General features: G+C 59.6%; 9 protein-coding genes. 3 read left to right on the plus strand and 6 right to left on the minus strand.

Annotated elements, in window-relative coordinates; genetic code table 11:
• Nucleotides 1-421: 421 nt before the first annotated feature.
• A complete protein-coding gene (locus GC125_RS00295; protein WP_151983210.1) occupies nucleotides 422-4978 on the minus strand; it encodes a hypothetical protein in 4557 nt (1518 codons plus the stop codon).
• A gap of 136 nt (nucleotides 4979-5114) precedes the next feature.
• Here GC125_RS00295 and GC125_RS00300 point away from each other — a divergent pair, with 136 nt between their 5' ends.
• Entirely contained in the window at nucleotides 5115-6809 is a 1695-nt protein-coding gene (locus GC125_RS00300) for a hypothetical protein (protein WP_151983211.1), read from the plus strand.
• Nucleotides 6810-7175: 366 nt separating this feature from the next.
• Here GC125_RS00300 and chrA read toward each other — a convergent pair whose 3' ends face one another.
• The 5 genes from chrA to GC125_RS00325 all read right to left on the minus strand — a co-directional run bounded on the left by chrA (nucleotide 7176) and on the right by GC125_RS00325 (nucleotide 11874).
• Complete coding sequence (chrA, locus tag GC125_RS00305) at nucleotides 7176-8567, minus strand: chromate efflux transporter (RefSeq protein ID WP_286165297.1); 1392 nt, start codon at nucleotides 8565-8567, stop codon at nucleotides 7176-7178.
• Nucleotide 8568: 1 nt separating this feature from the next.
• The gene (locus GC125_RS00310; protein WP_151983213.1) at nucleotides 8569-9384 is read right to left on the minus strand and encodes a chromate resistance protein ChrB domain-containing protein; all 816 of its coding nucleotides are present in this window, start codon (nucleotides 9382-9384) and stop codon (nucleotides 8569-8571) included.
• Between the two features lie 109 nt (nucleotides 9385-9493).
• On the minus strand, nucleotides 9494-10222 hold the full coding sequence (locus GC125_RS00315; RefSeq protein WP_151983214.1) for a nickel/cobalt transporter: 729 nt from the start codon (nucleotides 10220-10222) through the stop codon (nucleotides 9494-9496).
• Between the two features lie 38 nt (nucleotides 10223-10260).
• On the minus strand, nucleotides 10261-11583 hold the full coding sequence (locus GC125_RS00320) for an MFS transporter (protein WP_151983215.1): 1323 nt from the start codon (nucleotides 11581-11583) through the stop codon (nucleotides 10261-10263).
• A gap of 12 nt (nucleotides 11584-11595) precedes the next feature.
• Complete coding sequence (locus tag GC125_RS00325) at nucleotides 11596-11874, minus strand: metal-sensing transcriptional repressor (protein ID WP_151983216.1); 279 nt, start codon at nucleotides 11872-11874, stop codon at nucleotides 11596-11598.
• 103 nt (nucleotides 11875-11977) lie between these two features.
• On the opposite strand from GC125_RS00325, the gene GC125_RS00330 reads away from it, so the two are divergent.
• Nucleotides 11978-12355 carry a hypothetical protein gene (locus GC125_RS00330; RefSeq protein WP_151983217.1) on the plus strand — a complete coding sequence of 126 codons (378 nt, stop codon included), beginning with the start codon at nucleotides 11978-11980 and terminating at the stop codon, nucleotides 12353-12355.
• Between the two features lie 58 nt (nucleotides 12356-12413).
• Nucleotides 12414-12756 (plus strand): HupE/UreJ family protein (locus GC125_RS00335; RefSeq protein WP_199864377.1); only part of this gene is annotated, 343 nt, incomplete at its 3' end.

Genomic DNA, 12756 nt, shown 5'->3' on the forward strand with positions numbered 1-12756 from the left:
CGTATTTCGGTGACTGTTTGCTAATGAAACGAAGCAAAAAGTACTGATACCTCGATGGCAGATTGACGATTCTGAGCTCCTGCGCCTTCTTTCGAGGATATGGCCCTGCCAGACGACCCATCTTCAGTGCCTGCCACACCTTCGAAAGGGATGGTCGAGACCGACGTTTTCTGTTGACGCGCATAAGCTAATCGCAAGGCTGTGGTGTGGTGGGATAGCAATGCCTCAACGCGATCGGGAGGCAAAGCTCATATCGTTTGAAGTGTCTGCTTCTCACCCATTTCGTGACGGCAGCTTTGCGCCCCCATTGCCGCCATTCCAACCAGCGGCTAGCGGTCCCGAAAGCCGTCATTCGTTCATGTGGCAACGTGACATCCCCTAACACCCGGGGTGTAGAGGTTCATCGGGTGCCAGACCGCCATCACCCCCTTGCGTACCGCGACAGGAGCTCCTCGGTTGGGGCGACTCCGAGCAATCCCTCCAGCTGCTCCGCGCTCGGTTTCTCCCGATCAAAATGCATGGATCGAACAAAGCCTTCGGTTTCCAGCGTGTAGACGCCTGTGTGCAAGACCCGACCGCCGAATCCACGGTGGGCGTCTTTGCCGCCGAAAACGCCTTTCTCACCCGCAACGACCCAGATGGCAGCCAACCCTTCTCGGTCAAGCATCTCGAGAAAAGCGCCACGGTCGACCAGCGCTGCTTGGTATCCTGGCTCGATTACTGAAGGATCGAAAAAGCGAACTTCACCATCCGTATCCACGAAGGTTGGCTTTTGGCCATCCTGCAACCGCAACCCCATCGCCTTGGCGAGCCAGGGCGCAGGCAACTCGATCCGGACCGTCTCATCAACCGAATAGTCGTAACCGCCCCGCTCGGAAAGGTAATGTGAGGTGGTCGGGCGAAGCGATACAGACAAGCTGTTCCATCCATCACCCTCTACCCAGTCATCCTGATCTTGCAGCGTCGGATGCCACGGATATTCGCCGAGAAAGTAGGAGCCATCGAGATGGAATTCGGGCAGGGCGTGCGGATCAACGAGGATCTGGCTGCTAAGGTCCTCTTTGGCTTTGGCCGCATCCCCTTTGACGAGGACAATGCAGGTGACGCGATACCAAGTCTCGCGCTGCATGGATTTGTTATCGCCGTCGAGGCCAGATTGTCGCCAAGACGCAAAGCTATGCAAAGGCAACCAACGGCGTTTGGTTTTCGGGTCGATCAGATCGATAAGCGAAGCATCGTTAAGGATGTCACTGTCACTATCCAGCCAGGCTAGGCGCTCTAGCGGCTCAACCTGTCGCAGCCGGGGCTGGACCGGAACCCACCAGGTCCGGTCCCATTGCTTCCAACCGTCATAATGCGTTTTCGTGACCAACAGCGACGGGTCCATATCTCGCAGCCCCACATCGCGCGCTCCTTCATAGGGACGGTGTTCGTCACCATAGCCCTGACCCATGAATAGCAGATTGTCCGCCATTCGCGCGACCAGCTCGCGAAGCGCCAGCCATTGGTATTTTTTCCCGATCCGCTCCACGCGATGATCGTGACGATCGCCACTGTAACCGCGTTCCAGCTTCGAGAACCGCTCCTGAGTCCAGCCGAGTTCATGCGCGCGCATGCAAATCCAGCGCCGACCCCAGCCTCGATTGAAGCGGGCTGAATAGTCGTGCGGCTGTTCCGAAGACAGGGAATGCCGAACGAACGTTTGCGCCTTTACCCGGTATTCTTCCCATTCCTGGGGCGCTAACGTCGCTTGAAACGCCTTCTCGGCCGCTTTAAGCGCGGCGCGTTCAGGCGTTTCCTTAAAGCGAAGATCGCCGCCGCAAGCTTTAGCGGCCTCCGCTACGGCTTCAAACGCCGTAAGCTGCTCGGCACTGGCCTGCAAAATAAACCGGCCGAGCCAGTCGCGAGCCAGGCTGTGGGCGCTTGGGCAATTCTCTGCATCGATCGATACCGGCGCCCATTTGTCGATCGTATGGTCAATCACATAGCGCGCGAAATCGCCGTCATTGACCGCCGAACTGACGATGGCGTCGCCATGGTAAGCTCCGTTGTAGTTCTGCTTGTAACTCTCGATTTTGGCTTTCGACACGTATTCGATCGGCCATGGGCTCTTATATGGTGGGTGCACCTTCGCCAGATCGATGCTGGGCGGCAGTTGCTCGCGGAACTCGGCATAGGCGATGATGCCGCGCGCATGGTCTCGAAGTAGCTCGTTGAGAGGTGGGTCGTCGGCCGCAAATATAAGCGCATAGGTCGTGGCCGCCAGTTCGGACAGGCCATCGGCGGTCTTGCCCTGCAATGCCGCACCATAGGCGGCGGCAAATAGCCGCTCCCTGAGATAGAGGTCATTCGCCTCCGCGAAAAGGCGAAGCGTGGATGCGGCAAGGGTCAGACGCGTGGCAAGGAGCGATGCCAGCGCTTTGGTTGCCTTATCGCGAACGGCGCGGTGCGAAGTGGTCAGGAACCAGGAGAGGGTGATCGCGGCTAGCTGGGCACGATCATCGTCAATTGTGCCCATACCATTCTGCATGGCCCAGCTGATCACGACCTCAACCGGATCATCCTCGCTGCCGCGATCATTCAGAAACACCGACCAGTTGGCGTCCCGCTCGGGCATGGAACGCGCGGAGAGGCGTTCATGCATGTAGAGCGCGTTGAATTTGTTGTCGGGCTCGGTGGCGACCGAGATGAGTAGGTCGCGAATGCCATTGTCATTTTCGAAATGCCGGAGGCACTCAAAAGTTCGATCAGTAAAAAACCGCTGTTCGCGCCACAGCAAGCTGTCGAGAAATGCCTGCCGTATCGCCCAATTAATTTCCGGCCTGAGATCCACGATCTCCACGCCGCAGCGTTCAGGCAACTGGATTGCAATCGCTTCGATTATGCCGGCGACGCGGTAATATTCTTCGCCGAAAACCAATCCTGCCAGCACGGTGCCGTCAGCAAACGAGGCCTTTACGTCTTCGGTATTCAAATACTCCCCTAGCAGGCGCGCCGCGATGGCATGATCGCTGTACCGCTCAAAGGTGAAGCGGACCATCGGCACGATCTTGTCGTCGTCCTCCCGGATGAGTTCGATGGCCAGCACCCCCTCGCTCTCAAATTGAGAGAGCAGGCTCTTTTCAAGAGAGCCGCCGGAAGGAAGAACAGCCTCGAATGCGGCAATCACATCCGTTTTAGGAGCATATCCTTCGCCGCGATTGACCAGGATATTAGTGAAACGCGCCAGCGCGGTCGAAACAAGAGCGAGATGAGGATCCAGCTTCATGCGCCGGGTGACAGAGCGGATAACGGCTTCGTTGTAGAAGCCAAAAATGGCGCTTACCCCGCGCAGGCCGCGCGGAAGCTCATTCCGGCCCTCCTTCTGAAGGAAGTCGCAGCAGGTTTTGAGGAAAAGCGGATTCTGAAACTCTGGCACTAGATTGGGCGCGCCGGGGCGGACGATGCCCCGCTTGGCCAGATAAACGTTGGCGGCTTCACCGCCGCGCCCGGCGAAACCCTGATGAGTCACCCGCGCCAGGCGGTCGTCATCAAAGGAATCCGGCACGACGTGCTGCACATAGGTCGATCGGCAGGACAGCACGATGCCCACATGCAGGAAAGGCTCGGCCATCTTGAGAAACGTGGCTAATCGGTCCGGCCAAATGTCCGTGCCATGACGTTCGTTGATCGCATCAATGCAAATGATAGCGCGCACGCCCGCCGCTTGTCCTGCAGCGTCCAAACTTCCGAGGAAATGCTTGCCTTGCAAATCCGGCGCCATATCCAACTGCGCCATAATCTGCTTCCAGGGTTCACCTTCAACCAGCACGCTACCCAGCACTAGCAATGCCGGCCGATTGGCGTGGATCTGATGTTCCACAACGTCCGCGAGTAGATGCGATTTCCCCGTTCCTGCCTTACCCTGCAGCAATACGGCATGGGTATTTGCTAACCGCCAATCGTCGGATTCTAACTCCGCCTCAATGTTCCGGACGACATCTATTAGACGGTAAAGTTGTTCTCGCGCCCAATCTTCTCTGGTGACGCCATGCTCCGCTCGGCTGACGGGCAGGGTAAAGACCCAGTTTAGCGCATCATAGCAGGCTGAGGAGCATGCCTGCGCCGCCGCCTGCCAAGCAGCTAGCGGGAACTGGCTTTCGGGACCGATAGGCTCGATATCTAATGCTTGGCTGAATGACGATAGCGCCTCGCCCAGCTCGGTTACCTCTTTCGGCTCGTCATTCTCACCAACGGCGTGTGCGATGGCCTTGAGCGCACCACCGCCTCGGTCGCCTAAGCCCAGCGACCATTCCAGCACCGTTCCATTAAGAGACGGGTCACGGGCAAATGCCAGGAAAGTCTGACGGATCGGCAATTCGACGTTGGTGTCGGGCGTATAGCGAGAGCCCAAGGCTTCGCGCGCCTTTCCAAATTGCTCTGCGAACCACTCCGAGGTGAGCGCGGTAGCCCCAAACCAATAAAGCAAGCGACCGCTATACGCGGGACTGTCGATGATAAGACGACCGCTTAGTGCGCCGCTGTCCCAGAGGGAAATCGTCAACGCTCGCTGTTGGTCCGCCGCTTTTTGCTCCCAGCCGGCTTTCCACGCCTCCCATTTCTGACGCGCGCTCTTTTTCTGGGTTCGGCTTTTTCCCTGATTTGGCCGCCCATCCGGGAGGTCAAATGGAACGCAGACAGTCAGCTCCGTCAATCGAGGATGCTTCGCAAGCGCTGCTTCCATCGATTTATCGAGCTGGGCTTCGAGACTGGTATCCCAGTCGAATACATATTTGGCCTGCCATCCGCGCTCGTCGCCGTTGCTCAGCCTGACGAAACACTCAATTCCACCGTCACCGCCACGCCCTTTTCGCACAAAGGCAGAGCCCGCTGGCCGCTCTTCGAGAGACGCCAGTTGCGTGATCAGTTCCTCAAATCCGGTATGGCGACTACCATCGTGAGGGCGGATTTGGGAGAAATTGATATCGGGGAGGGCCACGGCAGGGATCATTGTTGTCGGGAACGACGAGCTTAATCGTTTTCCGTTTGTTCTGCCAGCCCAGGCTGGATTACTGTACCATCCCATCCAGCCGTCCAGACGAGCAAATCGGAAGGATGGGAATTGCGGGGCTCAAATGATCGATATTGCCAATCTGATGGCCGTTTCAATTCCGCCGGCAGACCCAAAGGAATGGCTGCCAAATGCCGAGGCCGGGGTCGATTACCTTCAATCGCAGCTCCGCAATGACGAAACGATTCTCTACGCACTCTTGCAATGCACGCTGGTGCATGGGGTCTTGGCGGATCGCGCCAAAGTCACTCCGCCCGACCATGCTGACCTGCTCCATGCGATGCTCATGCCGGACTCCACTTGGTCGATCAGCCATGTATCGGGTGGCGGAGCGCCGGATCGCGTCTATCTAGCTCCTCCCCATGATCACACCGGCAGCGATGCGCTTGACGATGCCGAGAGTCTTGTCGCCCGACGCTCCTTTTCCGCGGTTGACAAAGGCAAAACCCGCACCGAGGTGAGTCAGCGGTTGGTCCATGCGCTAGGCCTCTACTGGCTGGATGAGGAAAGCGCGTTCTGCCGACTGGATGAACATGGCGATATCGAACCGGTCCTGCGCGTCATCGACGTCGAACCTTACACCGGCCAATCGTCCGAAATTCTAGTGACGATCAAGGCGCGTGACCTCGCACGCTACATGGTGGTGACCAACACCGTGCTGGTCCAGAAATTCGACTTTACGCGCTTTATTCCGGGCTCGTTCACGATGTGGGCACAACCTGGCGAATATCGTGAGCGCGGGGCCGATCTGTTCTACAACGTGACCTCACAACCCGGCGCTAGCTACGCGAACGGAATCCTTATCAGTCGCCCCGGCCTGACCTTCGCTGATCTGGTGCGCGAGCACCGAAGGCGATGGAATGATGAGGACAAGCAATATGCCACTTTCAAGGCATATGACTGGAAGCACCAACGAATCGCAGAAATTTCCTGCGCGCCGACGGCGCTAGCCAGTTACTTCGAGCCGGAATCTCCACTGCCATTCCAGATCACACCGGCATTCTTCCGGCCGGGAGTGCTCCAGCGCTACAAGGCCGATCCCGAGAAATATAGGCTTGAGCATCGCTCGGTCTATTCCCGCGCCGGCTGGTCCCTTAAAACCTACGACATAAATGAAGCCGGCCAAGTTCACACATACCTGCATTATCTGGGTGACCTGCCTTATCACGAGCAGCTTTATTGGCAGGCGTTCAACGAGTGGCCCAAAGCCTCGATATCTAAGCGCGCCTACCAGACGGACATTCAGGGGCAATGGACAGATATCCCGGACCCGCTGATCGAGCTGGTTGCGGAGGTACGCAAGCTTGATGAGGCGAAGCCGGAATGGTGGCAGCCCCGGGGCGAAGATCTGCGGGCAACAGCGCACTATCCGATCACGACCTCGCCAGACGAATGGGGTAACGCAATTCTGATTCTCGATCAGATGCTGGTTGAGGGCTTCGCATCCAAAGGCATCCGCGCACGCCTCGACAATCTGTCGCATCCCTACGAGAAGGAATGGGGATCGCTGAAACTTATCCAAGAACTGATGATCGCCCAAGGTTTCGCGGCATCGGACGCTACCGAAGCGATGGAGCCGCTTCGCCAGCTCCATTTCCTGCGCTCAAAGATAAAGGGACATGCGGCCGAAGCTCAGCGGCAACAGCTTATCAAGGAAGCGCGCACCAAAAACGGGAGTCTGAAAGAGCATTTCGAGCAGCTCGCGTTTGATTGCCAAAAGGCATTTGAAAAGGCCTGCTCCAGTCTATCACGGGCGTGATCGGAGCTCGATGCCGCGGCACCGAGAACTAAAGTCCGCTTGAGCAAGGAGCGGGACCGGAAGCCGACAGTCGGCCAACGGCCCCGAAGGCGTATGCAGGAAATCATTTCCTAGCTTGCCCACTCCGGCGCCCCCGACTGGACCGATGTCGGATGCCGAATGTCGGCTTCCTCCGCTTCTACGCTAGAACCGGACAGACCGCTCACGGCCCCGAAGGCGTCGACCGGAAAACGTTTCCCAGCTTGGCCACGCCAGTTGATGCCGACGGTCGGACCGGGGTGGAAACCGGTCGGTCATCTCTCAGCAAAGACCTTCAGGAACCGGACCGTCCGGTTTAGAACCACGTACATAGATGCGGAGGCGCGCTCAGGCGAATAAGGCCGCCCCCATTAGCGCGCATGCAAGTAAAACCTTTATCATGCCGACCTTGAAGCCAAACACTGCGATCACTGCTGCGGCGGTGAGCGCGAGTGCCACTGGATCGAGCGTGTGGAAGACGGGCAACTCGATCTCGGTTCCAAGGCCGCGCCAGGTCGTGACCTCGCCAAAAAGGGCGTGGATGGAGAACCAGATGGCAAGGTTCATGATGACCCCGACGACGGCGGCCGTGATCGCCGTCATCGCGCCCGTCAGGGCGACGTTTTCGCGCAGCCTCTCGATGAACGGCGCGCCCAGGAAAATCCACAGGAAGCAGGGGACGAACGTTACCCATGTGGTGAGGATCGCGCCGAAGGTCGCGGCGGCAAGCGGGTGGAGACCGGCTGCCTCGCGATAGGCTGCGAGAAATCCGACGAATTGGACGACCATGATGAGCGGGCCGGGCGTCGTCTCGGCCATGCCGAGCCCATCCAGCATTTCTCCCGGTTCAAGCCAGCCGAAATTCTGTACGGCCTCCTGTGCCACATAGCCGAGCACGGCATAGGCGCCTCCGAAAGTAACAACCGCCATCTGGCTGAAGAAGACCGCGATCTGGCTGAAGACGTTGTCCTGGCCGAAAATAATCACGAGCGCGGCAACGGGAACCAACCACAATGCAAGCAGAACGCCCGAGATGCGTAGCGACCAGGCGAGGTTCGGACGAGCGTGCTCAGGCAGTCGGTCGCCAAGCGCCGTGTCCGCATCGGGTACCGTAGCGTTCGTGCCAGACCCATGCCCGCCGCCGAGGCGAAACCATGATGAACCAGACCGCCCACCGACATAGCCGACAAGTCCGGCCGCAAGAATAATTACAGGGAACGGAACGCCGTAGACGAAAATCGCGACGAACGCCGCCATGGCAATGGCAACCGTCGCCGGGTTCTTCAGCACGCGCCCGCCGATGCGCAGTACGGCCTGCAGCACGACGGCAAGAACAGCCGCTTTCAGACCGAAGAACAGGCCTTCCACGACACCGACTTCACCATAGATGACATAGACGAAGCTCAGGGCGAGGATCGACAGGAAGCCTGGGAGAATGAAAAGGACGCCCGCGACAAGGCCACCCATTGTCCGGTGAAGAAGCCAGCCGACATAGATCGCCAGTTGCTGCGCTTCGGGGCCAGGCAACAGCATGCAGTAGTTGAGCGCGTGCAGAAAGCGATGCTCGCCGATCCAGCGCTTCTCCTCGACCAGGATTCGATGCATCACGGCAATCTGCCCGGCTGGGCCGCCGAAGCTGAGGGCGGCGATCCGCGCCCAAACGCGAACCGCTTCCTTGAACGATATGTTGTGACCGGTGTTGTCGGCGGCCGCCGGATCGGTCTTGCTAATCTGATCCATGTCAGGCACCCGGCTTCGTGTGCGGCCAGTTGTGAGTCTCGCCGGTCGCGTCCCGGCACCAGCGATAGAAGGCGTCGTAGAGAAGCATCCCGGCATCGAGTTGTTCGAGATCGTCGGCATACATGCGCGACAGTCCAAGCGATGCCGCGAGAAGACCAGGAGCCTCCGGTGCAAGGTCCGGTCGTGCCGTATCCGCACCTCGCACGATCGCAGCAAGACGCAGGAGCGGTGCGGTCGCCAGGCCAAATTCCTGGATCATGACATCAAAGGTACAAAGGTCGCCGCGATGGCTCCAGAAGACGCTGTCGACGTCGAACGGCGCGCCGCCGAATCTTTCGGCCACCGCAGCGACTTCCGCCGGGGTGACGAACAGGATGATAGCGTCAGGATCGACGAACCGTCGGATCAACCACGGACACGCGATCCGGTCGATCTTCGGGCGTGCCCGGGTTACCCAAACGGTTCGGCCGTCGACGTTAGGCTTCTCGCTCTTTTCCGTCGGCACAAGCGGATGGCGTGCGTCGCGCCATGCCTCGAAACCGCCTTCGAGAATTTCGGCGGCAGTACCGTGCGCGCGCAGGAATGCCGCGACACCTTCGCTCAGTTTGTGGCCCTGTTGGCAGTATACGATGGCAGGGGCACGGACCGATCCGATCCAGTCAGCAAGGCGATCCGCATTCCGGCGTCGCGCTGAGGGAATCAGTCTCGGATCGGACTGGAAATCCGCATCGTTGCGAACGTCGATCAGCGTCGGGCATTTCGGCGTACCGATGAGCCGTGCCAGTTTTTCAGGAGAAATGGTGGTCGTCGAAGACATGATGCGCCCTCCCGTTTCAGGGTTTATGGACGCGATTCTTGGGCTGACGCCTCGTGGGGAGACCGCATGTCCCCATGGCTCAATTCCATTCCCTCTCACGAACCGATTGTCAAGACACCGCGACTGTCCGGAACGCGATCAGCACCAGTATCAGACCGGCCAGTCCTTCGATCACCCGGCTCACCCGGTTAAGCAGCAAGGGATGTGACGCGATCAAGGCCGCAAGCGCCTGACGGAAGAAGACGGTGGCAAGCGCGACAGTCGAAAGCGTCGTTGCGACGCCAAGCATCATCATGGCCGCGAAGGCCAGCCCAGCCTCGGTGACGCCGCGCTGCATCGAAAAGATCATGACGAACAGCGTGAGCGGACACGGGATCAGCCCGGCGACGATGCCGACCAGCAAGCCTTTGTTGTCACCATCACAGTGCCGGTGCCCACATATCGCGCGCCACAGCATCCATAGTCCGATGAGGCCCAGGAGACTGCGGCTGATATTTTCCATGGCGGGTGCGCGACCGACGCTGCCGAGTGCGATGGAAATGAGCGGCAGCGAGAACAGCGCGATGATCACAGCCATCAGGACATGGGTGAACGACAAGGTCAGCGAAACCGCCAGACCGCGTGCGACAGAGATCGTCGATCCGGCGAGATAGGTCGCCAGAACCGTCTTGCTGTGCCCCGGCGTCATCGCATGGACGGCGCCGAAGACGATCGCCATCGGCAGAAACGTCGCCAGGTCCAGCCATCCGCCGCCGGAAGCGAATGCCCGGATCGTGTCGGCAAAGGTCAGATAGATGTCCCGCTGGACGTCGATCAGGCTCTGGACGAGGAACGGCATGCTTTACGCTTTCCGATGCGGGCCGGATTGGCGCTCCTTCAAGGGCGCGCTTGTGGCCACGCATCGTGAAGATCGTCGATCACGAAGGCATGGGCGTGGCGTCGGTTGCCGGCATGCCCTCCTTGCGTCCAGTGCGGATGACTAGCCGGCAGGTTCGCATGGTCGTGTTCGACGATTTCAGGGTCGCCGGCAGGCCAAAGCATGGCCGAACAGGTTACGCCCGCGACTGCGATTGTCGCCAAGATCGTGGCCGTGGCTGGCAGTCCAAGGCTGGCGCCGGCCCATCCGGCAAGCGGATAGGTGATGAGCCAGCACGCATGGGACAGGGCGAATTGCGCGGCGAACAAGGCCGGACGATCTTCCGGATGGGACGAGCGCCTGAGCAGGCGGCCGGAAGGCGTCAGCGCGAGCGAAAAGCCAATGCCCATAAAGCCCCAAACCAGAAGCAGAAGGCCGTAAGAGTGGATGAACGCGGCGGCTCCTGTGGCGATCGTGATCACCGAGGCACCTGCAAGCATCACTGGACGATCGGCGAGACTGTCGAGCAGCCGGGGCAGCAACAACGCGACCGCCATGGATCCGCCGCCAAACGCTGCGAGCGCGCCCGCCGTCTCGCTCTGCCCAAGCCCGAAGATCGCCTGGACGTAGACGACGGTGTTGACGATGACGAATGCGCTGCCGCCGGCAACGGCCATGTTGATGGCCAGCAATCCGCGCAGGCGGGGAGTGGCGAGATAGATGCGGATGCCGCGCGTGGTGCGATCGTAGATGCCGCGAGGTTTGCTCGGCTTCGGGCTCGGAAGAAGGACCGTCAGCACGAGGGCTGCGGATGCAAGAAAGCCAACGACCGTGCCGGCAAAGAGATTGTGGAAGCTGATAATTGTGAGAAGAGCGGCGGCAATCATGGGGCTGACGAGACTTTCCAGATCATAGGCCAGCCTTGAGAGGGAAAGCGCTCGCGTATAATCCTTCTCGTCCGGCAGCACGTCTGGAATGGTCGCCTGAAACGTCGGCGTGAATGCAGCAGACGCCGACTGAAGCGCGAAGATCAGCACATAGACCTGCCAGACTTCCGAAACGAAGGGCAGCAGTAAGGCGACTGCCGCCCGGACGAGATCGAGCGCGACCAGGGTTGTCCGGCGGGGCAACCGCTCGGCAAAGGCAGCAGCGATCGGCGCGACGCCGACATAGGCCACCATCTTGATGGCAAGCGCGGTCCCAAGCACGGCGCCCGCGTTATCGCCGGCCAGATCGAAGGCAAGCAGGCCGAGCCCCACTGTCGCAAGCCCGGTGCCGAGCAACGCAAGGATTTGGGCCAGAAAGAGATGCCGATAGGTGCGGTTCTTGAGAACGGCAATCATGAGGAAGCGCCTTCAGAGATATTTTGCCAGTGCCTTGAGGTCGTCGACGAACTGGCGGTCCGGACCTGCCTCGCGGTCGCTCGGCGTTCCCAGGCAATGATCGAGATGATCGTGAATGAGGGTCCGCTTGGCCTGCTGAACGGCCTTCTCCACGGCGTGCATCTGCTGCGCGATGTCGAGGCACGGACGCTCCGCCTCGATCATCGCAATGATGCTCTTGAGATGTCCTTCAGCGCGCTTGAGGCGCTTGACGATGTCGGGGTGAGAGGCATGAAGGTCGGCATGAGTCATTGCAAGAAGCTATCCCCCCGGGGAGGATAGGGCAAGCGCCATCATCTCGCCACCGAATCGCGGGAAAGGTGCTCTTAACCATTGCGGGGGTATCGCTGGCACTATGGTCAACCGTCTTCAAAGCGTCGCGCTGCGCGTCGTCATCGTCTGTGCGATGGCGTTGTCGCTTATGCTGGCGCCGCCGACGGGATCAATGTCCCATGATCCGTTCACGGTTGCGCAGGCCGAGGCCGAACGCCATCAGGCGCTTTCCGCAGAAATTGCAGAACACGGACATTCCCATGACGATGGCTGGAGCGATGAGGCCCACTCGGGCCATCTCCACGGTCATGATGCTTCGGACCATCTGCACGACACGCCGGGCGACCCACCCGCAACGCCAGCCATGCTTGTCGCCGCCAGCGAGAGCTGGGATGTCGCGAGCTTCTACGACATTCTCCCATTGCAGATATTCGAACTGGATCGACCGCCACGCGCCTGAGCGATAGCCCGGCCTCGAAAAACCGAGGCTCGTTCTTCCTCAATGCGGATATCGATCCATGACACGACCACCTTCTCGGGGTGTCGGTCGAACGCTTCCGGCGTTCGCTCCCCACCTCACGACCGGGCTCATCGCGCTCGGCTTGATGCTCGCCTGCGCGTCCTCGGCGCTGGCCCACGCGGTCACCGCCGGCGATCAAGGCTACATCCAGGAAATCAGCGGGGTGAATCTCATTCCGTTTATCTATCTGGGGGCCAAGCACATGGTCACCGGCTACGACCACATCCTGTTCCTGCTCGGCGTGATCTTCTTCCTTTACCGGATGCAGCACATCGCCATTTACGTGACGCTGTTTGCCATCGGTCATTCGACGACCATGCTTCTCGGCGTCTACTTCAACA

This window comes from Rhizobium sp. EC-SD404 (assembly GCF_902498825.1).
Taxonomy (GTDB): domain Bacteria; phylum Pseudomonadota; class Alphaproteobacteria; order Rhizobiales; family Rhizobiaceae; genus Georhizobium.